The 24182-nt window shown below is 70.5% G+C and carries 22 protein-coding genes and 1 tRNA gene; 10 read left to right on the top strand and 13 right to left on the bottom strand.

What is annotated here, in order from left to right; genetic code table 11:
• Nucleotides 1–84 precede the first annotated feature (84 nt).
• A complete protein-coding gene (locus tag OG538_RS27760; protein ID WP_366797241.1) occupies nucleotides 85–513 on the bottom strand; it encodes a Rieske (2Fe-2S) protein in 429 nt (142 codons plus the stop codon).
• Between the two features lie 245 nt (nucleotides 514–758).
• The gene (uvrA, locus tag OG538_RS27755; RefSeq protein WP_406098078.1) at nucleotides 759–3806 is read right to left on the bottom strand and encodes an excinuclease ABC subunit UvrA; all 3048 of its coding nucleotides are present in this window, start codon (nucleotides 3804–3806) and stop codon (nucleotides 759–761) included.
• 175 nt (nucleotides 3807–3981) lie between these two features.
• Between uvrA and OG538_RS27750 the strand changes: the two genes are divergently transcribed.
• Both OG538_RS27750 and OG538_RS27745 read left to right on the top strand, forming a co-directional pair.
• The gene (locus tag OG538_RS27750) at nucleotides 3982–4671 is read left to right on the top strand and encodes a maleylpyruvate isomerase family mycothiol-dependent enzyme (RefSeq protein ID WP_406098077.1); all 690 of its coding nucleotides are present in this window, start codon (nucleotides 3982–3984) and stop codon (nucleotides 4669–4671) included.
• A gap of 10 nt (nucleotides 4672–4681) precedes the next feature.
• Nucleotides 4682–5338 carry an MBL fold metallo-hydrolase gene (locus OG538_RS27745; protein ID WP_406098075.1) on the top strand — a complete coding sequence of 219 codons (657 nt, stop codon included), beginning with the start codon at nucleotides 4682–4684 and terminating at the stop codon, nucleotides 5336–5338.
• Between the two features lie 54 nt (nucleotides 5339–5392).
• On the opposite strand, the gene OG538_RS27740 is transcribed toward OG538_RS27745, so the two are convergent.
• The 5 genes from OG538_RS27740 to OG538_RS27720 form a co-directional block, all read right to left on the bottom strand.
• Nucleotides 5393–6406, bottom strand: coding sequence for a TerC family protein (locus OG538_RS27740; protein WP_406098073.1), 1014 nt, complete (start codon nucleotides 6404–6406; stop codon nucleotides 5393–5395).
• A gap of 261 nt (nucleotides 6407–6667) precedes the next feature.
• Complete coding sequence (locus OG538_RS27735) at nucleotides 6668–8659, bottom strand: TerD family protein (RefSeq protein ID WP_406098071.1); 1992 nt, start codon at nucleotides 8657–8659, stop codon at nucleotides 6668–6670.
• Nucleotides 8660–8904: 245 nt separating this feature from the next.
• Nucleotides 8905–9483: a TerD family protein gene (locus OG538_RS27730; protein WP_266777464.1), complete on the bottom strand. Its 579-nt coding sequence runs from the start codon at nucleotides 9481–9483 to the stop codon at nucleotides 8905–8907.
• Between the two features lie 131 nt (nucleotides 9484–9614).
• Entirely contained in the window at nucleotides 9615–11738 is a 2124-nt protein-coding gene (gene uvrB, locus OG538_RS27725; RefSeq protein ID WP_406098069.1) for an excinuclease ABC subunit UvrB, read from the bottom strand.
• A gap of 62 nt (nucleotides 11739–11800) precedes the next feature.
• Nucleotides 11801–12691 carry an MHYT domain-containing protein gene (locus tag OG538_RS27720; protein ID WP_406098067.1) on the bottom strand — a complete coding sequence of 297 codons (891 nt, stop codon included), beginning with the start codon at nucleotides 12689–12691 and terminating at the stop codon, nucleotides 11801–11803.
• A 214-nt stretch (nucleotides 12692–12905) separates the two neighbouring features.
• Here OG538_RS27720 and OG538_RS27715 point away from each other — a divergent pair, with 214 nt between their 5' ends.
• The 3 genes from OG538_RS27715 to OG538_RS27705 all read left to right on the top strand — a co-directional run bounded on the left by OG538_RS27715 (nucleotide 12906) and on the right by OG538_RS27705 (nucleotide 15835).
• Nucleotides 12906–13871, top strand: coding sequence for a glycerophosphodiester phosphodiesterase (locus OG538_RS27715; RefSeq protein WP_406098065.1), 966 nt, complete (start codon nucleotides 12906–12908; stop codon nucleotides 13869–13871).
• Nucleotides 13872–13939: 68 nt separating this feature from the next.
• Complete coding sequence (locus OG538_RS27710; RefSeq protein ID WP_406098063.1) at nucleotides 13940–14482, top strand: methylated-DNA--[protein]-cysteine S-methyltransferase; 543 nt, start codon at nucleotides 13940–13942, stop codon at nucleotides 14480–14482.
• Nucleotides 14483–14536: 54 nt separating this feature from the next.
• Nucleotides 14537–15835, top strand: coding sequence for an MFS transporter (locus tag OG538_RS27705; protein WP_406098061.1), 1299 nt, complete (start codon nucleotides 14537–14539; stop codon nucleotides 15833–15835).
• A gap of 45 nt (nucleotides 15836–15880) precedes the next feature.
• On the opposite strand, the gene OG538_RS27700 is transcribed toward OG538_RS27705, so the two are convergent.
• Nucleotides 15881–16243: a cupin domain-containing protein gene (locus OG538_RS27700; RefSeq protein ID WP_406098059.1), complete on the bottom strand. Its 363-nt coding sequence runs from the start codon at nucleotides 16241–16243 to the stop codon at nucleotides 15881–15883.
• A gap of 316 nt (nucleotides 16244–16559) precedes the next feature.
• Between OG538_RS27700 and OG538_RS27695 the strand changes: the two genes are divergently transcribed.
• Nucleotides 16560–17501, top strand: coding sequence for a pseudouridine-5'-phosphate glycosidase (locus OG538_RS27695; RefSeq protein ID WP_406098057.1), 942 nt, complete (start codon nucleotides 16560–16562; stop codon nucleotides 17499–17501).
• Nucleotides 17498–18442: a carbohydrate kinase family protein gene (locus OG538_RS27690; protein WP_406098055.1), complete on the top strand. Its 945-nt coding sequence runs from the start codon at nucleotides 17498–17500 to the stop codon at nucleotides 18440–18442. Before OG538_RS27695 ends, OG538_RS27690 begins: the two co-directional genes overlap by 4 nt.
• 96 nt (nucleotides 18443–18538) lie before the next feature.
• Here OG538_RS27690 and OG538_RS27685 read toward each other — a convergent pair whose 3' ends face one another.
• Nucleotides 18539–19186 carry a uridine kinase gene (locus tag OG538_RS27685; RefSeq protein WP_406098053.1) on the bottom strand — a complete coding sequence of 216 codons (648 nt, stop codon included), beginning with the start codon at nucleotides 19184–19186 and terminating at the stop codon, nucleotides 18539–18541.
• A gap of 70 nt (nucleotides 19187–19256) precedes the next feature.
• On the opposite strand from OG538_RS27685, the gene OG538_RS27680 reads away from it, so the two are divergent.
• Nucleotides 19257–19622: a nuclear transport factor 2 family protein gene (locus tag OG538_RS27680; RefSeq protein ID WP_406098051.1), complete on the top strand. Its 366-nt coding sequence runs from the start codon at nucleotides 19257–19259 to the stop codon at nucleotides 19620–19622.
• A 60-nt stretch (nucleotides 19623–19682) separates the two neighbouring features.
• Here the strand turns inward: OG538_RS27680 and OG538_RS27675 are convergent, their stop codons facing one another.
• Both OG538_RS27675 and OG538_RS27670 read right to left on the bottom strand, forming a co-directional pair.
• Nucleotides 19683–20204, bottom strand: a complete 522-nt coding sequence (locus OG538_RS27675) for a cupin domain-containing protein (protein WP_406100336.1) — start codon at nucleotides 20202–20204, stop codon at nucleotides 19683–19685.
• Between the two features lie 83 nt (nucleotides 20205–20287).
• Nucleotides 20288–20965 carry a winged helix-turn-helix transcriptional regulator gene (locus OG538_RS27670; RefSeq protein WP_406098049.1) on the bottom strand — a complete coding sequence of 226 codons (678 nt, stop codon included), beginning with the start codon at nucleotides 20963–20965 and terminating at the stop codon, nucleotides 20288–20290.
• Nucleotides 20966–21050: 85 nt separating this feature from the next.
• Between OG538_RS27670 and OG538_RS27665 the strand changes: the two genes are divergently transcribed.
• Nucleotides 21051–22262 carry a pyridoxal phosphate-dependent aminotransferase gene (locus OG538_RS27665; RefSeq protein ID WP_406098047.1) on the top strand — a complete coding sequence of 404 codons (1212 nt, stop codon included), beginning with the start codon at nucleotides 21051–21053 and terminating at the stop codon, nucleotides 22260–22262.
• 30 nt (nucleotides 22263–22292) lie between these two features.
• Nucleotides 22293–22910 carry a peptidase gene (locus tag OG538_RS27660; RefSeq protein ID WP_406098046.1) on the top strand — a complete coding sequence of 206 codons (618 nt, stop codon included), beginning with the start codon at nucleotides 22293–22295 and terminating at the stop codon, nucleotides 22908–22910.
• 315 nt (nucleotides 22911–23225) lie between these two features.
• Here the strand turns inward: OG538_RS27660 and OG538_RS27655 are convergent.
• A tRNA-OTHER gene (locus OG538_RS27655) sits at nucleotides 23226–23312 on the bottom strand.
• A gap of 33 nt (nucleotides 23313–23345) precedes the next feature.
• The gene (locus OG538_RS27650) at nucleotides 23346–24077 is read right to left on the bottom strand and encodes a hypothetical protein (RefSeq protein WP_148015852.1); all 732 of its coding nucleotides are present in this window, start codon (nucleotides 24075–24077) and stop codon (nucleotides 23346–23348) included.
• Between the last annotated feature and the right edge of the window lie 105 nt (nucleotides 24078–24182).

The raw sequence follows: 24182 nt of genomic DNA, 5'->3' as shown, positions 1-24182 counted from the left end.
GGCGATCCGGTGGAGCAGGGCGCCCTGGTCCGGTCGGCATCGACGGGGGCCGGGCATGAGGCGGACACCTCAGGGGCGGCCGGGTCAGGCGTCGGGACCCGCGATCAGCTTTCCGCCTTCGACCTTGACCGGGACAGAGGGCAGCGGCACGGTCGCGGGACCGTGCACGGCCTTGCCGGTCGTGGTGTCGAAGAGGCTGCCGTGGCAGGGGCAGTGCCCCTCGTTCTTCTCGACCTTGTCCAGCAGGCAGCCCGCGTGGGTGCACTGGGCGCTGAACGCCTTGTACTGGCCCTTGGCCGGGCAGCTGACGATGACGCGCTGCTCACGGTAGAGCTTGGACTCACCGACAGGGATCTCGTCGGGAGCCCCGAGCTCGACGGGCGCGGTGGGGGTCGGCGTCTGGGCGTGCCCCAGCTTCGAGTCGGTCGAGCAGGCGGCCACTCCCAGCCCGGCGACGCCTGCGAGAGCGGCGCCCTTGAGTACAGTGCGGCGGGCGGTGGGCTGGCCGGACATGCGGTCTCCACGGGTCAGAGGGGCAGAGGGCGCCAGGGCGGCCCGGCACGCCCGGGGCGGCAGGACAGCGGTGACGTAACCGACGATACCGGCGGAGACGGACGCGTCCGCGCGCGGGCCGGTCGAGCGCGGTCGTGCCTGGTCAGGGCCTATCCGGGGTGCTGCGAAGCTCGCAAGGGGCGGGACGCGGCGAGGTGGCGGCCTCCTCAGGAGGACCGCCACCTCGCACCGCGTGATTCCCGGTGTCAGGCCTTGCGCGCGCGGGCCGGCTTCTTGGCCGCGGGCTTCTTCGCCGCTGCCGTCCCGGTGGACTTCGCCGTGGCCTTCTTCGCCGTGGTCTTCGCGGTCGCTGTCTTCCGCGCGGGCACGGACTTCGCGGCCACCGCCTTCTTCGCGGCCGTCTTCCGTACCGGCTTGCGCGCCGCGGGTACGGACGCCTCGCTCACCCGGTCCGCGTCCAGAATGCCCTGGAGGAACTTCCCGGTGTGACTGGCGGGGACACCCGCCACGAACTCCGGAGTGCCCTCGGCAATGACCAGGCCGCCGCCGTTGCCCCCCTCGGGGCCCATGTCGATGACCCAGTCGGCGGTCTTGATGACATCGAGGTTGTGCTCGATGACGATCACCGAGTTGCCCTTGTCGACCAGGCCCGAAAGCACCTTGATCAGCTTGGAGATGTCCTCGAAGTGCAGACCGGTGGTCGGCTCGTCGAGGACGTAGACCGTACGCCCGGTCGAACGCTTCTGGAGCTCGCTGGCCAGCTTCACCCGCTGGGCCTCACCGCCCGAGAGCGTCGGCGCGGACTGGCCGAGCCTGACGTATCCGAGACCGACCTCGCTGAGCGTTCGCAGGTGACGAGCGATGGTCGGGACGGCCTCGAAGAACTCCAGGCCCTCCTCGATCGGCATGTCCAGCACCTCGGCGATGGACTTGCCCTTGTAGTGGACCTCCAGGGTCTCCCGGTTGTAGCGCGCTCCGTGGCAGACCTCGCACGGGACGTACACGTCCGGCAGGAAGTTCATCTCGATCTTGATCGTGCCGTCGCCCGAGCAGTTCTCGCAGCGGCCGCCCTTGACGTTGAAGGAGAACCGGCCCGGCAGATAGCCGCGGACCTTGGCCTCCATCGTCTCCGCGAACAGTCGGCGGACGTGGTCGAAGACGCCGGTGTACGTCGCCGGGTTGGACCGGGGCGTCCGGCCGATGGGCGACTGGTCGACGTGCACCACCTTGTCGACGAGGTCGTCCCCGTCGACCCGGGTGTGGCGGCCGGGCACCGACTTCGCGCCGTTCAGCTCGCGGGCCAGGTGGGTGTAGAGGATGTCGTTGACCAGTGTCGACTTTCCGGAACCGGACACACCGGTCACGGCGGTCAGCACGCCGAGCGGGAAGGAGACGTCGATGTCCTGGAGGTTGTTCTCCCGGGCGCCGTGGACCGTGAGCAGACGCGAGGGGTCCACGGGACGCCGGATCTCGGGCATCGCGATCGACCTCTTGCCGGTCAGGTACTGCCCGGTGATCGACTTGTCGTTGGCCAGCAGCTCCTTGAGCGATCCGGAGTGGACCACCTTGCCGCCGTGCTCGCCGGCGCCGGGGCCGATGTCGACGACCCAGTCGGCGACCTTGATGGTGTCCTCGTCGTGCTCGACGACGATGAGCGTGTTGCCCATGTCGCGGAGCCGGACCAGGGTCTCGATCAGCCGGTGGTTGTCGCGCTGGTGCAGGCCGATCGACGGCTCGTCCAGCACGTAAAGCACGCCGACCAGGCCGGAGCCGATCTGGGTGGCGAGCCGGATGCGCTGTGCCTCGCCGCCGGACAGGGTGCCCGCGGCGCGGTTCAGCGAGAGGTAGTCCAGGCCGACGTCGACCAGGAACTTCAGCCGCTCGTTGACCTCCTTGAGCACCCGCTCGGCGATCTTCTTGTCGCGGGCGTTCAGCTTCAGCCGGCCGAGGAACTCGGCGCACTCGCTGATCGACATCGCCGCGACCTGGGCGATGGACTTCTCCATCACCGTGACCGCGAGGACGATCGGCTTGAGCCGGGTGCCCTCGCAGGTCGGGCAGGGCACCTCGCGCATGTAGCCCTCGAAGCGCTCCCTGCTGGAGTCGCTCTCGGCCTCCGTGTGGCGCCGCTTGACGAACTGCACCGCGCCTTCGAAGGAGGGCGTGGTGTAGGCGCGCTCGCGCCCGTAGCGGTTGCGGTAGCGGACCTCGGTCTGAATCTTGTGGCCGTGCAGCAGGGCCTTCTTGGCGCGCTGCGGAAGCCCGGCCCAGGGAATGTCCGTACGGAATCCGAGGGCTTCGGCCAGGGCGTTGATCTGGCGGCCGAAGTACTCCTTGGTGTGGCCGTGCGACCAGGGGTGGATCGCGCCCTCGTCGAGCGACTTGTCCTCGTCCGGGACGATCAGCTCCGGGTCGACCTCCATGCGCGTACCGATGCCGGTGCAGTCGGGGCAGGCGCCGAAGGGGGAGTTGAAGGAGAAGGAGCGCGGCTCCAGCTCCTCGAAGGAGAGGTCGTCGTACGGGCAGTAGAGGTGCTCGGAGTACATCCGCTCACGCTCGGGGTCGTCCTCCGGGAGGTCGACGAAGTCGAGCACGACCATGCCGCCGGAAAGGCCCAGCGCGGTCTCGACCGAATCGGTCAGCCGGCGCTTGGCGGTGTCCTTCACCGTGAGGCGGTCGATGACCACCTCGATGGTGTGCTTCTCCTGCTTCTTGAGCGTGGGCGGCTCGGAGAGCTGGATGGTCGCGCCGTCGACCCTGGCCCTGCTGTACCCCTTGGTCTGCAGGTCGGCGAAGAGGTCGACGAACTCGCCCTTGCGCTCGCGCACCAGCGGCGAGAGCACCTGGAAGCGGCTGCCCTCGGGCAGGCCGAGGACCTTGTCCACGATGGCCTGGGGCGACTGGCGCGAGATGGGCCGGTGGCACTGCGGACAGTGCGGCTTGCCGATCCTGGCGAACAGGAGCCGGAGGTAGTCGTAGACCTCGGTGATGGTGCCGACCGTCGAGCGCGGGTTGCGCGAGGTCGACTTCTGGTCGATGGAGACGGCGGGCGACAGGCCCTCGATGAAGTCGACGTCCGGCTTGTCCATCTGGCCGAGGAACTGCCTGGCGTACGAGGAGAGTGACTCCACGTAGCGCCGCTGGCCCTCGGCGAAGATCGTGTCGAACGCGAGCGACGACTTGCCCGACCCGGAGAGCCCGGTGAAGACGATGAGGGAGTCGCGGGGGAGGTCGAGCGAGACGTTCTTGAGGTTGTGCTCGCGAGCGCCACGGACGATGAGACGGTCGGTCACGCCGGTCCGCACCTTTCTAGAGAGAAGCGGGGGAACTGAGCCCCTGCCCCAGGGTATGGGGGGTGCCACAGCGATGTACGAAGCTTTCGACTCCGAGCGTATAGCACGCGCATTCGATTTACGGACGGCTGATGACTCCTTCACCCAAATGAGTGGCGAGGCTAGGCTCGGCCCCATGACTGATCATGCGCACGACCTGGACGCACTGCGAGAAGCGACCGACCGGCTGCTCAGCGCCACGGAGAAACTGGACGACGCGGCACTCGCCGCACCGTCGCGCCTCCCGGGCTGGAGCCGGGGCCATGTCGTCGCGCACCTCTCACGTAACGCCGACGCGCTCGTAAATGTTCTCCAGGGCCGGCCCATGTACGCAGACAGCGAAACCCGCGACCGCGACATCGAGCGCGACGCGCCACGTCCGCAGGCGGAACAGCTGGCCGACCTGGCCACGAGCGCAGCCGGCTTCGCGGGCGCCGCCGCGGCCCCCGCCGACTGGTCGCGCATCGTCACGCTGCGCAACGGCGTGACGGACTCGGCCTCCCGGATCCCCTTCCGCCGCCGCAACGAGGTGGAGCTGCACCACGTGGACCTGGGGATCGGCTACGAGCTGGAGGACCTGCCGGACGAATACACCGCGCGGGGGATCGACTTTCTGGCCGAGCGCTTCGCCGGGCACCCCGCGATCGTCTCGACGGGCGTAGCGGACGACACCGGCCGCTTCTGGACGACCGGCGGCGGCGCGGTGGGCGGGTCAGTCGTGGTCCGCGGCACGGCGGCCGAGCTGCTCGGGTGGCTCAGCGGGCGGCGCGACGGGGCCGCCCTGACCGTCGAGGGCGGAACCCTCCCCGTCCTGCCCCCGCTATAGGCTGAGAGGCATGACGTACAGCGGAACGGTCAAGGTCGGCGGACGTGCGGACGTACACGAGTTGACGGACCTGATGATCTCCAAGGTCGCGGTCGGCCCGATGAACAACAACGCCTATCTGCTGCGCTGCCGGGCGACCGGAGGGCAGTTGCTGATCGACGCGGCGAGCGAGGCCGGGACCCTTCTGCGCCTGATCGGTGACGACTCGATCGCCTCGGTCGTCACCACGCACCGGCACGGCGACCACTGGCAGGCGCTGGGCGAGGTGGTCGCGGCCACCGGTGCGCGCACCTACGCCGGGCGGTTCGACGCCGAGGGGATTCCGGTGCCGACGGACGTGCTCGTCGAGGACGGCGACACGATCCGGGTCGGGCAGGTCGCCCTGACCGCCCGCCACCTCACCGGCCACACGCCGGGCTCGATCGCCCTCCTGTACGACGACCCGCACGGCGCTCCGCACCTGTTCACCGGGGACTGCCTCTTCCCCGGCGGGGTCGGCAACACATTCGAGGTCCCCGGGGCGTTCGACAGCCTGCTGCACGATGTGGAGACCAAGCTCTTCGCCCCACTGCCGGACGAGACGTGGGTGTACCCGGGCCACGGGCACGACACCACTCTGGGCGACGAGCGGCCGCGACTGCCCGAGTGGCGCGCGCGAGGCTGGTGACGACGGCGGGGGGTGTGGGGGCGCGGATCGCGCCCCCACACCCCCCGCCTCCGCTCAGGCGTCCATGCCGGCGCCCTTGCCTGCGGGAGTCTGGGCCTTCCCGGCCTCCGCTGCGGCCTCGGCCTCGGCCGTCTTCTTGTTGGCGATCAGGCTGGTGATCGTGGTGATCACGAGCACCCCGCAGATGACGCCGAGGGACACCGGGATGGAGATCTCGGGAACGTGCACCCCGGACTCGTGCAGCGCGTGCAACACCAGCTTGACGCCGATGAAGCCGAGGATGACCGAGAGCCCGTAGCTGAGGTGGACCAGCTTCTTGAGCAGGCCACCGATCAGGAAGTACAACTGCCGCAGCCCCATCAGGGCGAAGGCGTTGGCGGTGAACACGATGTACGGGTCCTGGGTCAGACCGAAGATCGCCGGGATGGAGTCCAGCGCGAACAGCACATCGGTGGTGCCGATGGCGAGCATGACGACCATCAGAGGGGTCAGGACACGCTTGCCGTTGTTGCGGATGAAGAGCTTGGTGCCGTGGTACCGGTCGGCGACACCGAAGCGGCGCTCGATGTTCTTGAGGAGACGGTTCTCCTCGAACTCCTCTTCCTCCTCGTCGGCCCGCGCCTCCTGGATCAGCTTCCAGGCGGTGTAGATCAGGAACGCGCCGAAGATGTAGAAGACCCACGAGAAGTTGGCGATGACCGCGGCGCCGGCGGCGATGAAGATCGCCCTCAGCACCAGCGCGATCAGCACGCCGACGAGCAGCACCCGCTGCTGCAGGTGGGAAGGCACCGAGAACTTCGCCATGATCAGCACGAAGACGAAGAGGTTGTCGACGCTCAGCGATTTCTCGGTGATGAAGCCGGCGAAGAACTCGCCCGAGGCCTGACTCTCACCGAAAACGAGCAGGCCGAGCCCGAAGAGGGCCGCCAGCGCGATCCAGATGATCGTCCAGATTCCGGCTTCCTTGGTCGACACGTCATGAGGCTTGCGCCCGATGAAGAAGTCGACGGCGATGAGGGCGCTCAGACCAAGAATGGTCAGCGCCCAGAGGGTCCATGAAACGTCCACTGCGCCTCCGGCAGTTCGCTACGGCTACTGATCAGCGTCGTCGCTGCCGGAGGTCTCTTCCACCCGGGCGCACGGGATGCGCGCCTGGGCCGGCGCCCCGGGACCGGTCACGGTCCGTACTGACGGGAACGCCGCGTTCGGGAGTACTCCCCTCCGCCCAAAGAACAGTACAGGGAGTACCAAGAAAAGGTAAAGGGGAAGGTAAAACTCCTTCAAACCGCCAGGTCGGAGTAGGTGTGCACGGATCGAGGAGCCGGTGGCTCAGCGGTGTCCGGTGCGCCGCGCCGCCGCCACACGGTCGAGCACCTGCTCCAGCACGCGGCTGCCGGCCGGGGTCCGGAGCGGCTCGTACGTCCAGGCGTGACCGACCCAGGGATCGGCCAGATGGTCGTCGGCGACCGGGGTGATGCGGAGCAGGGACCGCCACAGCGGGTCGAGCACCGGACCGTACGCGGAGGCGTCCTCCCGGTCCGCGACCATCAGGAGATGCACGCCCACGGACGGCCCCTCGTCGGCGAGATAGCGCAACTGGGTGACGGCGCGGTCGTCGAAGCCGTGGGGGAAGTCATTGACGATCAGCAGTTGCTCGGCCGGGTCGAGATCGGGCGGCAGCGAATCGGCGGCGCCTGCCCTGATCGCCATCTGCACCAGGTCCACGCGCCGGGTGAGGTGGGCGAGGACCGAGGACACTCCCCCGGGCCCGGACGCGGGCGGGCTCGCGAGCACCCCGGCGTCGACCAGCGGGGCCAGTGCCGCTGCGGCGGAGCCTGCCGGGTCGATGACATGGACCGAGAACTCGTTCGGCGGGTAGACGGCGAGCATCCGCGCCGCGTGCAGGACCGCGCTGTCCATGGCGAGCCGACGCAGCTGGTCCGAATCGGTCAGGGCGGCGGCCTCGGACGCCGTGCGCCCGCTGTCGATCCACATGCCGCGCTCCAGCGGCAGCCGGACGAGCAGCGGGATGCGTATCCCGCTGCTCTCCGGCAGATGGAGGTCGCCGATCCGCAGGGCCATGGGGATCTCCATCGGGACGCGATAGGCGTGCCAGACGGGGTTGTCCCAGCCCGCGTACGCGGCGGGGAGCGCGGGTTCCACCACGGCGGCCTCGGCGGTGAGCTGGGCGAGGTCGCGGTCCAGTGCCTCGCGGGCCCGGCCGGTCAGCTCGTCGCGCTTGGCCCGGGCCTGCTCACGGGCCCGGTCGCCCGCGCCGCCGATCCGGCTGCGCGGGTCGGACAGGGTCCGCTCCAGCTCCTGGTCCATTCGGGACTCGGCGAAGTCGACGGCGCTGCGGTACGCGGCGGTGGCCCGGGCCAGGTCCTCGAACATGCCCCAGACCTGGTTGTAGAGGCGCTCGTCCATGGACCAGCCCGTCGCGTCCCCCGCCACGGGTGTGGCGGGCCGGCCGGGCTGAGCGGGAGGCGCGGCGGGCGGCGGAGGCGGGGGAGCCGTCGACTGGCGGCGAGGGTGCGCGTAGTCGATGGGACTGCCCGCGGAGGGTGAGGAAGGGGCACCCGGGGTGGCGGCCGGCTCGGGTGGTGAGGCGGGGACGACCGGAGTGGCGGTCGGCGCGGGTGGCTCGTCCTGGGGGCCGGGGAGCGGCGCCGCCTGGGGCCGGCCGCCGTCCTGGGTCGACGCGCTCCCGGTGTGTCTGACCCGGTCGCCCTCCGGGGTGCGGGGTGGGGGCGGGGCCACCGAGCGGGCCAGACCGCGAGCGACCGCTTCCTGGATCGACCTCGCCAGTCCGGCCGCCTCGGCGACTCCCTGGTCGGCGAGCATCGCGGCGAGACCGCCCGCGTAGCCCTGTCCGACCGCCCGGACCTTCCAGGCCCCCTGCCGGCGGTAGAGCTCCAGTGCGGCGACCGCGGACTCGGTGTCCAGACCGGTCAGCGTGAAGGTGGCGATCTCCGTGCCGTCGAGGCCGGTGACGGCGACGAAGGGCGAGGCCACGGCCCCGAAACGGGTCGGGCCGCCCGCCTCCAGCGGCAGCGCCAGCAGCACCGTGACGCGGTGGACCGCGTCGGGAAGGGCGTTGAGGTCGACCGCGAGCCGGTGCTCGGCCGCGGCCTGCCTGGACACCTCCAACCCCGGCAACTGCGGCGACCCGGGATGGGCTATCCACTCGACGCCGTGCACCGTGCCGCGCTCGTCCCCGAGCGTGGCACCGGCCACGACGGGTGCGCCGGCCGAAACCCGGATCTCCAGACGGGTCTGGGGCAAGCCGTGGTTCTGCCCCCGGACCAGCTCGGCCGTCATTGCCCTGTCCCCTCGACGAGTTGCTTCTGCGCGGTGCGGTGTCGTTCGTGGCGCGGTGAACCGCCTGGTGCGGTGCCGGTGTCGTTCGTGGCGCGTGAACCGCCCGGTGCGGTGCGGTGCCTGCTGTGGTGCCGTCCTGCAGCGGCACCGGGCGCTTTGACGTGCTGCGATGCGGTGCAGCTCCCGGCGGCCGATGCCGCCGGGAGCTGCGCGTCGTGATGCGGACCCAGAGGGCCCGGCTCCGCCTACAGGTGCGGCAGGATCGCCGGCATGAGGTCCTGGAAGGTGCGGCCGTTGGCCGGGGTACCGATGGCGGTCATCTGCCACCCGCTCCCCGAGCGGTGCACCTTCGCCATGATCTGCGCGGTGTACTGCCCGCCGCCGTCCAGCGTGTAGCGGGCGAGCTCCTGGCCGTTGGTCTCGTCCACGATGCGGCAGAAGGCGTTCTGCACCTCCTGGAACGTCTGGCCGGTGAAGGAGTTCACCGTGAAGACGATCTGGTCGATGTGGACCGGGACCCGCTGGAGGTCGACCAGGATCGCCTCGTCGTCGCCCCCCGAACCTGCGCCGCCGACCAGGTTGTCCCCGGTGTGCTTGACCGAGCCGTCATCGCTGACGAGGTGCCGGAAGAACACGACGTCAACCGGCTGCTTGTCGGCGAACAGGACCGCCGACGCGTCCAGGTCGATCTCCCGGGTGCGTGAGCCGAACAGACCGCGGCGCGGAGCCGCCTGCCAGCCGAGCCCCATCCGTACCGCGGTCAGGGTCCCCCCGTCGCTCTTCTGCAGGCTGATGGCCTGACCCTTGGTCATATTGACCGTCACGCGCTGTCCCCTCTCCGCTGTCCCCGCAACCGTCCTTGCGCGGTTTTCCAGCACCCTACGCAGTCACACCACGGACGCAGCCGCTGAGGGCCGTTTTGTGTCGGTCCTGCAACACACGCCGTGCGGCAGGATCAGGCCAGACCCGCCTCCCGCATCTGGCGCAACTCCTTCTTCAACTCCCCCACCTCGTCACGCAGTCGGGCGGCCACCTCGAACTGCAGATCCGCGGCGGCCGCACGCATCCGGTCGGTCATCTCCTCGATGATCCCGGCGAGCTCGGTGGCCGGGCGGTCGGTGACCGCCGCCTTGTCCCCTGCGGCCTTCCCCTTCGCGGCACCGGCCTTGATGCCCAGCGTGGGCACGGGCGCCTTGGCCCCCTTGGTCTGGCGGTACCCGGTGCCGAGCAGCTGCTCGGTGTCGACCTCCTCGCGGGCGATCGTCGCGACGATGTCGTTGATCTTCTTGCGCAGCGGCTGCGGGTCGAGTCCGCGCTCGGTGTTGTACGCGATCTGCTTCTCGCGGCGGCGGTTGGTCTCGTCGATGGCCTGCGCCATGGCCGGGGTGACCTTGTCCGCGTACATGTGGACCTGGCCCGACACGTTACGAGCCGCACGTCCGACGGTCTGGATCAGTGACGTGGCCGAGCGCAGGAAGCCCTGCTTGTCGGCGTCGAGGATGGCCACGAGCGAGACCTCGGGGAGGTCGAGTCCCTCACGCAGGAGGTTGATCCCGACCAGGACGTCGTACTCGCCCGATCGCAGCTCACGCAGCAGCTCGATACGGCGCAGGGTGTCCACGTCGCTGTGCAGGTAGCGGACCTGGATGCCCAGCTCCAGGAAGTAGTCGGTGAGGTCCTCCGACATCTTCTTGGTGAGGGTGGTGACCAGGACCCGCTCGTCCTTCTCGGTGCGCTTGCGGATCTCGTGCACCAGGTCGTCGATCTGGCCCTCGGTGGGCTTGACGACGATCTCCGGGTCCACGAGGCCGGTGGGCCGGATGATCTGCTCCACGAAGCCGTCGCCCCGGGAGAGCTCGTACTTGCCGGGGGTGGCCGAGAGGTAGACCGTCTGGTTGATCCGTCCGAGGAACTCCTCCCACTTCAGCGGGCGGTTGTCCAGGGCGGAGGGCAGCCGGAAGCCGTGGTCGACGAGGGTCCGCTTGCGGGAGGCGTCACCCTCGTACATCGCGCCGATCTGCGGAACGGTGACATGCGACTCGTCCAGGACGAGGAGGAAGTCCTCGGGGAAGTAGTCGAGGAGGGTGTGGGGTGCGGTGCCGGGGTCGCGGTCGTCGAAATGCATCGAGTAGTTCTCGACGCCGGAGCAGGTACCGATCTGGCGGAGCATCTCGATGTCGTACGTCGTACGCATGCGGAGCCGCTGGGCCTCCAGCATCTTGCCCTGCTTCTCCAGCTCGGCGAGGCGCTGCTCCAGCTCCCTCTCGATGCGGCCGACCGCCCTCTCCATGCGCTCCGGGCCCGCGACGTAGTGGCTGGCGGGGAAGACGTGGAGCGACTGGTCCTCGCTGATGATCTCGCCGGTGAGTGGGTGGAGCGTGGAGAGGGCTTCGATCTCGTCACCGAACATCTCGATGCGGACGGCGAGCTCCTCGTAGACCGGGAAGATCTCGATGGTGTCGCCGCGCACCCGGAACGTGCCCCGGGTGAACGCGAGGTCGTTGCGGGTGTACTGCATCTCGACGAAGCGGCGCAGCAGCTGGTCGCGGTCGAACTCGTCGCCCACCTTGAGCTGGACCATCCGGTCCACGTACTCCTGCGGGGTACCGAGGCCGTAGATGCAGGACACGGAGGCGACCACGACGACGTCCCGCCGGGTGAGCAGCGAATTCGTGGCGGAGTGGCGGAGCCGCTCGACCTCCTCGTTGATCGAGGAGTCCTTCTCGATGTAGGTGTCCGACTGCGGGACGTACGCCTCGGGCTGGTAGTAGTCGTAGTACGAGACGAAGTATTCGACGGCGTTGTTGGGCAGGAGCTCTCGGAACTCGTTGGCCAGCTGGGCGGCGAGGGTCTTGTTCGGCGCCATCACCAGGGTGGGGCGCTGGAGCTTCTCGATCATCCAGGCGGTGGTCGCCGACTTGCCGGTGCCGGTCGCGCCGAGGAGCACGACGTCCTTCTCACCTGCCCGGACGCGCCGCTCCAGCTCGGCGATGGCCGCGGGCTGGTCGCCACTGGGCTGGTAGGGACTGACGACCTCGAAAGGCGCCACCGAACGTTCGATCTTCGAAACGGGCCGCATGCAACCACCGTACGACCCCCCACTGACAACGGGGCCGGGTCAGCGCCCGCGGCGGCCCCCGGTCACCACTCCTGGGGCTGCGCGGAGTCCTGGCGGTGCGAGTGGAACGACGCCGGGTCCGCATGCGTGCCGAACCGCGGCACCTGGCGCTGCGCCGGGATCCCCGGGACCCGGGCCCCACGGATGGCCGCCGGGTCGTTCCAGTCCGGGGTGCCCATGACCACCAGGGGGTCGAACATCACGACGACCGCTGCGAGCACCAGGAAGCAGGCCGGTCCGATCAGCATGGGGACGAGCAGTGCGGTCGCGCTGTCGCCGGAGCCCGAGGAGGCGCCGGGGAGGGCGGCCGGGTGGAGGTGGACCCGGAGGGCGGCCATGCCGGTGTAGTGCATGCCGCTCACCGCGACTCCCATCACGACACTGGCACCGAGGCTGGGCAGGAAACCGTGGATGGAGACGGCCGCCCAGAGCGCGGCGGTCGAGGCCACCACGGCGATGACGACGGAGAGCGACACGGTGATCGTGTCGTACTCGAACTGCCCATCAAGTCTCATACCGGCCATGCCGAGGTAATGCATGGAGGCCACGCCGAGTCCGGTGATCGTTCCTCCCGTCACCAGCGCCATGCGGGTGGCGCCGCGATAACCGACCAGGAAGATCCCGACACCGACCATGACGATCGCGACGGCGAGGCTGGCGAAGGTGATCGGCCTGTCATAGCCGACCGGCACCTCCTCGACGGTGAAACCCACCATCGCGATGAAGTGCATCGTCCAGATGCCGGAGCCTATGGAGGTCGCCCCCAGAGCCAGCCAGCCGGCCTTGAAGGAACGCTCGGTGCGCAAGGACCGGGTGGTGCAGCGCAGGCCCAGGGCCGCACCGAGACAGGCCATGAGGAAAGCGACCACGGGAGTGACCGCCCCATAGCCGAAACCGTCGATTGTGCCCTGCATGCTCGTACGCCCTTCGCGGAAGCCCGGGTTCGGATGACCCTAAGGCGCAAGGCCCGGCAGACAAACAGAAGAGCTGCATTTTAACGACCGGGGCAGCGGCCCGTTGCCCGGTCCCCGGAGCGGGTTCAGGTCATGGCCGTCCTTCACCTGTCCCCCGTTCGGAGACGGGGCCGGGAGCCTCGGACCGCCCGTGCCCCTGACGCAAGGAGTCCCTGTGTACGCAGGCACCGCCACTGCTTCCGTCGCTGCCGCCGCCCTGCTGGGCGCCGGCACGTTACTGATGGCCGGCCCGACCACCGACGGACCGCGAACGGCCGCCGCCACGGCCGGCCGGCCCGCGGTGGCGGCCCACGCCCTTGCCGCCCCCGGTGCCCGGACCGTGAGCGACGTGACCGGGGGCGGGACGGGGAACCCGCTCGTCATCGCGCACCGGGGCGCTTCCGCATACGCGCCCGAGAACACTCTGGCGGCCGTGGACAAGGCCGCAGACCTGGGCTTCGACTGGGTGGAGAACGACGTCCAGCTCACCCGGGACGGTGTGCCGGTGGTCATCCACGACACCGGTCTGCGGCGGACCACGAATGCCGAGGAGGTCTTCCCGGACCGTGCTCCGTGGGCGGTCAAGGACTTCACGGCCGCCGAGATCGCCCGGCTGGACGCGGGCAGCTGGTTCGGTCCGGAGTACGAGGGGGTCCGGGTGCCCACGCTCCGGCAGTACCTGCACCGGATCGGGCGCAACCACCAGAACCTGCTCCTGGAGATCAAGAGCCCCGAGGTCTATCCCGGAATCGAGCAGGCGACCCTGCGGCTCCTGCGGCAGGAAGGATGGCTCGACCGCGGGCATGTCCGCGGCCGTCTGGTGATCCAGAGCTTCGGCGCCGACAGCGTGCGCACGGTGCACGAGCTGCGTCCGGACGTCATCACGGGCTTCCTCGGCACCCCGGCCGTCGACGACCTGCCCGCGTACGCGCAGTTCACCGACCAGATCAACCCGGCGCACACCTCGCTGTCGAGCGAGTACGTGGCGACGGTGCACGCGCTGAAGGGCCCCCACGACAAGCCGCTGCGGGTCAGCACCTGGACGGTCAACGACGCGGCGCACGCCCTCCGGGTGGCCGCATACGGCGTGGACGGCATCATCACCAACGCCCCCGATGTGGTGCGTGAGGCCACCGGCTGAACCGCTCGGCGACGGCCATGGCCGTCGCCCCCCGTCCGTTGTCAGTGGGCGGCCGTACGGTGGTTCCCATGAACAACGACGGGGTTGTCGAGTGGGCCGTGGTCGACAGCGACATCGGCCCGCTCCTGCTGGCCGCGACCGAGGCCGGGTTGGTGACCGTGGTCTTCCACGCCCGGCCGGCGGTGCGGGACAGGGTGCTGGACCGCTTGCGCACCCGGTTGGGCGCCGAACTCGTGGAGTCCCCGGGCTCCGCCCGGCTCGCCGAGCCGATACGCCAGCTCGCGGCGTACTTCTCGGGCACGCTGAGGGAGTTCTCGCTCGACCTGGACTGGTCGCTGACAAGCGGCTTCAACCGCCAGGTGCTGCGCGAGCTGGAGGCGGGCGTGCCGTACGGCGCGGTCGCCGGGTACGGGGATCTCGCCGACCGGGTGGGACAGCCGGGGGCGGCCCAGGCAGTCGGCGCCGCCATGGGGTCCAACCCGCTGCCCGTGGTGGTGCCCTGCCACCGGGTGGTGGAGAGCGATGGAGGGCTCGGCGGCTTCGGCGGAGGGCTGGAGACCAAGCGGCACCTGCTGGCCCTGGAGGGTGTGCTCCCCCAGCCGTTGTTCTGATCCCGCACGGAGTGCGGGGTTCTGACCCGGCAGAACGCCTGGCACACTGCCTCGGTGACCAACACCCTCGACGCTTCCGACGCCCCCGGCGAGCCGATTCCTGGCGGGCCGGTCACCGCAGCCGATGTGCCCGGGCTCCGGCGCAGGACGACCGCGGTGCTCATCGCCAGCCAGATACTCGGCGGCCTCGGCGTGCCCATCGGCATCGCCCTGGCCCCTGTGCTGGCGACACGCGTCAGCGGCTCGGAGGCACTCTCGGGCCTCGCGCCCACGGCGTCGGTCACCGGCACGGCCCTGCTGTCGCTGCCGTTGGCCGCGCTGATGACCTCGCGGGGCCGCCGCCCCGGGCTCGTGCTGGCGTATCTGATCGGCGCGCTCGGCGCGGGGCTCGTGGTGCTGGCGACCGTGGTGGAGAGCTTCCCGCTGCTGCTGCTCGGCATGGCAGGGTTCGGCGCGGGTTCCTCGGCCAACCTTCAGGCCAGGTTCGCCGCCGCCGACCTGGCCGAGCCCGACCGGCGCGGCCGGGCGATCTCGACCGTCATCTGGGCCACCACCATCGGCTCGGTGCTCGGGCCCAACATCGCGGCCCCCGCAGGCCGTGTCTTTCGCGGCACCGCCGTCTCGGAGACGGCCGGCCCGTTCGTCTGGGCGGCCGGCATCTTCCTGCTCGCCGCCCTCGTGGTCGCCGCGCTGCTGCGGCCCGACCCGCTCCTCACCGCGCGCGCCCTGGCCCCGAAGGAGAGCCGGCCGGCCGGGGGCCGTTCGCTGCGTGCCGGTGTCGCGGCCGTGCGGGCCTCACCCATGGCCCGGCTCGCCCTGGTGACCGTGACGGTCTCGCACACCGCGATGGTCTCGATCATGGTGATGACGCCGGTCGACCTCGGGCACCACGGCGCGGACCTCCAGCTGATCGGCCTGGTGATCAGTGGCCACATCGCCGGGATGTACGCGTTCTCTCCGGTGATGGGCTGGCTGGCGGACCGCTTCGGCCGTCTCACCGTCATCGGGCTCGCGGCCGGGCTGCTCGCCCTCGCCGCACTGCTGGCAGGCACCGCGGGTGCCGCGCACGGCAGGACCGCGGCCGGCCTCTTCGTGCTCGGTCTCGGCTGGTCAGCGGGCCTGGTCGCGGGTTCGGCGCTGCTCACCGACTCCGTGCCGCAGGCCGCTCGCGCCGCCGTGCAAGGGCTGTCGGACCTCGCCATGAACGCGTCGGCGGGCATCGGCGGGGCGGTCGCCGGAGTGATCGTGGCCCAGGCGGGCTACGGCTGGCTCAACCTGACCGGGGCATGCCTGCTGCTGCCGATGGCGGCGCTGACACTGCGCCGGACCCTCGCCCGCCCCGCCACTGCCTGAGCCCCGGGGGTCACCCCCCGGGGCCGGACTGCCGTCCCGGCCGGTTCAGAGGGTGATGTGGTACGCCTTGCGCAGCGTCTCGTGCACGGTCCACGTCGTGCGGTCGCCCTCGCGCAGCACACAGGCGTCGCCGGGGCCGATCTCCAGCGCGGCGCCGCCCTCGACCGCCACGGTCGCACGCCCGCTGACGACGACGAACAGCTCATTGGCCTCGGTGTCCGTGACCACTCCGGGCGTGATCTGCCAGATCCCGCGCACCTGCTTGCCGTCGGACGACTCCCACAGCACCTTGCCGGTGACCTCGGGTTCACCCGAGACGATCTGTCCGGGTTCGAGCGGCTCCGGTTCGAGTACGGCATCAGGAATGTGCACGGCAAAAGAGGCGGGAGCTTGATCAAATGTGGTCATGGCCGGTCACCTTAGCCACCGCCTGCGCACCCCTCGCCACCAGGACGGGCTGCCGGAGTCCGACGCGTCGGACTCGTACCACTCCGGCCGCCCCATTCAGCGCCGAACGCGCCGCCACCTGCCACCCGATGCCGGCTCCCGGCCGCTTGCATGAGGTCGTAGCCGACGAACCAGCCCCTCGTAGACATGCCGAACCGCGGGCGGCCCACGATCAGTCGACGGCTTCACGGCCCGACGTCGGCGCGGCCCGTCGCGATCCCCGGCTGCCCGGACGGCATACGTTTGAGTGCGACCCGGGCGCGACAGAGATGTGGACATGTCACTGACTGAGCCCTTCGCCGCCGGCCCCCGTGCGCCCGTCCTCTCCGCGGAGGTACGGGACGCCCTCGCAGAGCACCGGCCCGTCGTCGCCCTGGAGTCGACGATCATCGCCCACGGCCTGCCCCGCCCCCGCAATCTGCGGGTCGCCGAGGAGTTGGAGGGGATCGTGCGGGCAGCCGGTGCCGTACCCGCCACGGTCGCCGTGCTGGACGGCAGCGCCCGGGTCGGCCTGGACAAGGCCCAGCTGGAACGGGTCGCCGAGGACCCGGCGATGCGCAAGCTGGGGCACCGGGACCTCGCACCGGCGGTGGCGACGGGCGCGAGCGGGGCCACGACGGTCTCGGCGACCGCGTTCCTCGCCGCACGGGCGGGCCTGCGCGTCTTCGCCACCGGAGGGCTCGGGGGCGTACACCGCGACTGGACCGAGACGCAGGACGAGTCCGCGGATCTGCGGCTGCTGGCACGCACGGGCATCACCGTGGTCTGCGCGGGAGTGAAGTCGATCCTGGACGTACCCGCCACGCTCCAGCGTCTGGAGACGCTCGGGGTCGGGGTGCTCGGTTACGGCACCGACCTGTTCCCCGGCTTCTATCTGAGCAGTTCGGGCGAGCCGGTCGACTGGACCGTGCGGTCACCCGAGGAGGTGGCCGAGGTGATGGGGGCGCAGGACGCGCTCGGCGGCCCGGCGGCCGCGCTGATCGTGGCCAACCCCGTACCGCGGGACGAGCAGCTGGACCCCGTCCTGCACGACAGGGTGCTGGCCGAGGCGCTGGACGCGTGCCGGGAGCGCGGCATCGCCGGACAGGCCGTCACCCCGTATCTGCTCGACCACCTGATGCGGGGTACCGAAGGCGCCTCGCTGGAGGCCAACCTGGCGGCCGTCCGCGGCAACGTGGCGCTCGCCTCGCGGATCGCCACCGCCTGGGCCGCCCGGTGACCGGCGGCCTTCTCGTCGTCGGGGACGTGGTCACGGACGTGGTGGCACGGCACGGCGGAACGCTTGCCCACGGCACGGACACGGCGGCCAGAATCAGGACCCGGGCGGGCGGCGCGGGAGCGAATGCGGCCTGCTGGGCGGCGCGTGCGGGTTGCCGGGACGTGCGGCTGGTGGCCCGCGTCGGCTCCGAATCGGCGGACTGGCACCGGGACCTGCTCCAACGCGCCGGGGTGCGCGGGCTGCTGGCGGTGGACGAGGGGGCGCCGACAGGCACCGTCGTCGCGCTCGTCGATCCGTCCGCCGAGCGCACCTTCCTCACCGACAGCGGGGCGGTACTGCGGCTCTCCCCCGACGACTGGTCGCCTTCGATGCTCGACGGCATCGCCCATCTCCATCTGTCCGGCTACCTCCTCTTCGCCGCGACCAGCCGCGCAACGGCCCTGCTCGCGCTGCGGGAGGCCCGGCGGCGGAACATCCCGGTGAGCATCGACCCCGCTTCGACCGGGTTCCTCGCCGAGCTGGGCGTGGACCGGTTCCTGACCCTGACCGAGGGGGCGGATCTGCTGCTGCCCAACGCGGACGAGGCTCGGCTGCTGACCGGTCTCCCGGACCCGGCGGACGCGGCAGCGAAGTTGAGCCTGCTGGTCCGTCAGGTCGTCGTCACCCTCGGCGAGGACGGCGTCATGCTGGCCACCGAGGGGGCGGTCACCGCCCGCGTCCCTGCCGAACCGGTCACCGCGGCAGTGGACTCGACCGGTGCCGGCGACGCGTTCAACGGGGGCTTCCTGGCCGCCCGGCTGGCGGGCGCCGACGATGCGACGGCCGCGGCGGTGGGGTGCCGCGCGGGCGCGGAAGCCGTCATGACCGTGGGGGGCAGGCCGCCCTGCCCCCCACGTAGGACCTGCGCCGGACGGACGCCCGGGGAGGATCGGGCACCGTAGGGACGGCCGGAGAGGACCGGCGCCGCACCGACGGCCGAGCACAGCACAGTCAGGCGCGGACACCGCACCGACGGCCGAGCAGGGGGGCCGCACTGTCTACCCGTCCTTTCGTAGTCCGGTCCAGGCCGGATGGTGCGGGTCATCCGCCCTGACGACCGCGTCCGCGCTCCCCGCGGGTGCGGCCTCGTCCTCGTACCGGGCGAAGGCGGGCAGGGTCCACTGCTCGTCCTCCTCCGTGCGCCGTCGCAGCGCGCCCGCCGACAGTCGCAGATGGACGCTCAGGTCGAACGGGAACCAGTGCCCCAGCAGCAACGGTCCGTGCAGGACCAGTACTCCGCCCTCCGGCAGGGTCCGGTACGGGCTCCGCGTGGCCCGGTCCGTCGCCGGGTCCCACAGATCGGGCAGCACCCGCCCGCTGCCACCCGGCTCCAGCGGACCGAAGACCTCGCGCCACAGCGCTCCGGTGTCGAACCAGCTGCCGTAGTACGAGTCGGGGTCGCGCCTGCCGTACTCGTACCGCAGGCTGGCCGGCCGCAGGAATCCCTCGGTGGACACCGGGAGCACGGCCCGGCCGCGCAGTCGCAGTCCCTGGGCCACCGACTCGGCCAGCTCGCCCGTGCGGGCGGCCGGGGCACCGTCGACGGCGATCTTGAGCCAGGGCCCTCCGTCGGCCGGCTTCAGCGCGTCGGCGTGCGCGGCCAGCGCGTCCGCCAGCCGTTCCCAGGTGATCGCTTCGAATCGCACCTGTCCATGGTGCTCCCCCGTCGCCGGAATTCTGCGACGCCCATCGTTACCGCCCACTACGGTCCTACCCATGGATCTCGAATACGCCCGCAGGTTCGCCGCCCAGTGGCAGGACGACTGGAACTCCCACGATCTGGAACGCGTCCTGGCGCACTATCACGAGGACGTGACGTTCAGCTCCCCCATGATCGCGCGGTTCACCGGCGACGCCTCCGGCACGGTCCACGGCAAGAGCGAGCTGCGCGCGTACTGGACCCGTGGCCTGGAACTGATCCCCGACCTCGCGTTCGAGGTGATGGACGTGCGGGTGAGTGTCGACACCGTGGTGATCGACTACCGCAACCAGATCGGGGGCCGGGTGTACGAGGTGCTGACCTTCCGCGACGGCCTGGTGAGCGCCGGTCTCGGCGCGTACGGGGAGACACTCGCCCGCTGACGGTCGGCGCCCGGGCGGCTCGATGGCCGGCCGGGACGCCAGAGGGCGGGTGCCCCGGGGTCACTTCCCCTTGCCGCAGTCCACGGCATCGGCGTCATCGGAGAGCGGGCTGCCCTCGGGCAGCAGGTAGGTCACCCAGAGGACGACGGGCTCGCTGCCCAGGTTGCGCCCGATGTGGCGGTGCTTGGTGCCGGACGGCTCGATGAAGGACGTGCCCGCAGGGGTCACCTCGACCGTACAGTCGTCCAGGGTGCGGGTCAGCGTCCCGGACTTGACGACGGCGATCAGCTGGCCGCGGTGGGTGTGCCAGCCGGTGGAGCCACCCGGTTCGACGGTGATCGTCCGGAAGGTGACGTCGGTGCGCCCCTTCGGCGTCTTCACCTTCAGCTTGCCCGCCGATGTGCCTTCCGCGACCACGGTCCCGCTCACCCCGCTGCCGGGCGTGGCGACGGCCGCCGCAGGTACGAAGCCGAGCGCGGCCACGCAGCCCCCGATGACGAGCGCCTTGCCCAGCCGCCCCTGGCGACCCCGCACTCCCTGCTGCTTCCGCTGCTCCTGCTGTCTGCCGATTCTCACGGGCAGCTCCTCCCTGTCGGTGTCCCGGACATCCCAAATGCCCCGACGCTACCCAGAAGTTGACCGATCGAATCCCGCCATCGCACCCCTCACACCCGGCGCAGCTCCACGGCCAGCGGCCCGTCGCCGGTCACCTCGATCCGCCCGCCCCGCACGGCTTCGGCGAACGTCAACTCGCCGCGCCCCAGCGCGAGACAGAGTTCGGCATCGAGAGCGATCCGCGCATCGGCGCGCGCGGCGGGGCCGTCCCCGTAGACCGACTGCCCCGCCACCGGCTCCCCCGTGCGTACGTGGAACTCGCCCTCGTCCAGGTGCACGTCGACCACACCGCCAGCAGCCCCCGCCCCGAAGCGGTTCAGCGCGCGCAGCAGCGGAAGGGCGAACCAGTGCGCCCGGACAGCGTCCGTGGGGCGCCGCTCCCCGAGGGCGGGCGCCCCCCACTCGGCCAGGGCCGCGAGTACCGGCAGCAGCCCGTATCCGCGCTCAGTGAGCTCGTACACCGAGGCAGCAGCCGGTGGCGGCAGTCTGCGGCGGGTGACCAGCCCACCCTGCTCCATGTCCTTGAGCCGGGAGGCGAGGACATCCGTGCTGACACCGGGTAGATCGGCATGCAGGTCGGTGTAGCGGCGGGGACCGGCCAGCAGTTCACGGACGATCAGCAGGGTCCACCGGTCACCGACGGCGTCCAGGGCCCGGGCGCCGGCACAGAACTGGTCGTAACTCCGGCGGCGGACCGGGCGGGTCGGGGGCTGTTGCTGACGTGGCATGCGACGCAGTCTAGACATGTTGTTGGACTTTCCAAGCCCGAGCTTGGTAAAACCAAGTATCGCAATCGGGTCGGGGAGGCACCGCATGGAATTCCGCCAGTCCAGCAAGCTCAACGAGGTCTGTTACGAGATCCGGGGCCCGGTCATCGAGCACGCCAACGCCCTGGAGGAGGCGGGCCACAGCGTGCTGCGGCTCAACACGGGCAATCCGGCGCTGTTCGGCTTCGAGGCGCCGGAGGAGATCGTCCAGGACATGATCAGGATGCTCCCGCAGGCCCACGGCTACACGGATTCGCGCGGCATCCTGTCCGCCCGCCGGGCCGTCGCTCAGCGCTATCAGGCGATGGGACTCACGGAGATCGGCGTCGACGACGTCTTTCTCGGCAACGGCGTCTCCGAGCTGATCTCGATGGCGGTCCAGGGGCTGTTGGAGGACGGCGACGAGGTGCTCATCCCGTCCCCCGACTATCCGCTGTGGACCGCGGTGACCACGCTCGCCGGCGGGAAGGCCGTGCACTACGTGTGCGACGAAGCCTCGGACTGGAACCCCGACCTCGCCGACATGGCCTCGAAGATCACCGACCGCACCAGGGCCGTCGTGATCATCAACCCGAACAACCCGACCGGAGCCGTCTACCCCCGCGAGGTGCTGGAAGGCATCCTCGACCTGGCCCGTCGGCACGGCCTGATGGTGTTCGCCGACGAGATCTACGACCAGATCCTGTACGACGACGCCGAGCACCACAGCGTGGCGGTCCTCGCCCCGGACCTGGTCTGCCTCACCTTCAGCGGGCTCTCCAAGACGTACCGCGTGGCCGGGTTCCGCTCGGGCTGGATGGTGGTGTCGGGGCCCAAGCAGCACGCCCGCAGCTACCTGGAGGGGCTGACCATGCTCGCCTCCATGCGGCTGTGCCCCAACGCCCCGGCGCAGTACGCGATCCAGGCCGCCCTCGGAGGCCGTCAGTCCATCCGGGAACTCGTGATGCCCGGGGGCAGGCTGCACGAGCAGCGCAATCGTGCCTGGGAGAAGCTGAACGAGATCCCCGGGGTGTCGTGCGTGAAGCCGAAGGGCGCGCTGTACGCCTTCCCGCGCATCGACCCGAAGGTGCATCCGATCGTCGACGACGAGAGGTTCGTCCTGGACCTGTTGCTGCGCGAGAAGATCCAGGTCGTGCAGGGCACCGGTTTCAACTGGCCGCGGCCCGACCACTTCCGGATCCTGACCCTCCCGTACGCTGACGATCTTGACGCGGCGATCAGCCGCATCGGCCGTTTCCTGGCCGGCTACCGGCAATGAGCGCCTGTCGGCGATGAACGGAGACGGATCATGGACTGTTCCGCCTGCCAGTTCCCCGTGCACACCCAGTTCGCCTCGTTCGAGCTCGTCGGGCCGATCGTCGAGGAGGGGCTCGACCCGGCGTCCGACCCCGCCTGGGCGGACTCGGGCGCGAGCTCACCGGCGGAGTACGCGCGCTGGGCAGGACATCTGTGCGGTATGACCTGCCTGCGCATGGCACTCGGCGCCGGCGCCCCGTCACTCTTCGCGCTGCGGGACGGAGCGCTGGGGTACGGCGCGTACACGGAGGACGGCGACGGCGCGATCCGGGGCCTGGTGTACGCCCCCTTCGCCTCGTACGTACGCGAGAAGCACGGCCTGGACGCCGCGGTCCACCGGCGCCTCGCACCTGAGGAGATCCTGGACCTGCTGGACGAGGGCCGGTCGGTCATGGCGTCGGTCCACTACGCGATCCGCCACCCGCAGAGGCCCGCACCGGGACGCGGCGGTCATCTGGTGCTCCTGACGTCCCGCACCTCCGACGGGACGGGCGTGCACTTCCACAACCCGTCCGGCACGTCGGCCGCGACCCGGGCGGCGGAGCTTCCCCTGACCGAGTTCGAGCGCTTCTTCGCCGGCCGCGGGGTGTCCCTGCGCGCGGCGGTGTGACGCGGGGTCCGGGAACGGGAGCGGGCCCGGGGGCGTAGCCGGCCCCCGAGCCCTGTGATTGCCGCCTGTACGGCACGCCGGCACTTTTAAAGGTCCCGTGTCAGTTTTATGTCGCCGCGTCCTGCCTTTAGACGACCGCAGACCGAAGCTCCGCGGGCCGGAGTCGAACCGGCATCTCGACGCGCACGGGCACGGGCCCGGTTGATCCGGCGATAGGCGGCGCATGCTGAGTCTGGAGCAAGAGTCTGAGATTGATCGCGGCCGCCTCTGCCAGTTGGGCCACCCCGGCCCGCATCCGTACGGGAGGTACGAAAGTGCCGGGGGGAGGACTCGAACCTCCACCTGTACCGCGTCGTCACGACAAACTTCAGTATCAGCTTTGCGCTCCTCGCGCACCCCGGCCGCGTCGACCGCCGCCGGGGATTCCATGGTCGGTCACCCGAAGAGGTAACCGAAGACTGCATCACCCACCCGCTGGTCCGTGACGTCCACGCCGTTGGCCTCCTCACGGGCGAACTTGACGGCCTGCTGGAGCTTCTCCACCCGGTCGAGCAGTTCGTTGATCCGCCGCGCGGGCAGTGCCCCGGAGAACTTCACGGTCGTCCAGTAGCCGATCGGGATGTCCTCGTAGTACACCTCGACCTGCGCCGGGTGCTTCTCGGTCGCCTCCGCCTTCACGTGGTTGCGGGGCACCTTCTTCGTACGCAGGGTCCGTACCGGCTCGGTCTTCCAGGAGTCCGTCGACGGGTCCTGGGACCAGGCCTCCGAGGCGTCGAGCACCGGGAGCTTGCGGACGAAGGTGTTGATGTCCGTGAGCTGCTTCTCCAGGAAGAGCAGATACGACACCGGCACGTCGCTCACCAGCACGCGCCCGTCGACGGAGACGTCGGCGCGGGCCGCGCAGTTCGCCCAGTCCTTCGTGGCGGTCACGTCGAAGAGGCGGGTGAGGGTCGCTGCGGTCTCCCGCAGCACGTCCTCGGCCTTGATCTGCACCAGGGTCGACTCGGGCGGCAGCTGCTCACCCTCCTCGTCCTTCGGCTGGTACGTCCGGGAGATCCCGGCCAGCAGTCCGGCCTTCTGGAGGCCGTGATGCGCCGCCGTCAGGTCCTGATGAGCCTTGGACTTGACGCCCTTCTCCACTGCGATGATCTGATTGAGTTTCGCCACGTCCAGGAAGCTACCAAGAGCAACACGGGCCGCACCAGCGGTTTTTGTCGCACGGGAGGCGCTCGGCGGGGGGCGATGCGCCGGTGCGCTCCCGCCCGTTCGGGT

It is taken from the genome of Streptomyces sp. NBC_01013 (assembly GCF_045162765.1).
Classification (GTDB): Bacteria; Actinomycetota; Actinomycetes; order Streptomycetales; family Streptomycetaceae; genus Streptomyces.
The sequence above is the reverse complement of the archived record's forward strand: the minus strand, read 5'-3'. Positions and strand labels throughout refer to the sequence as shown.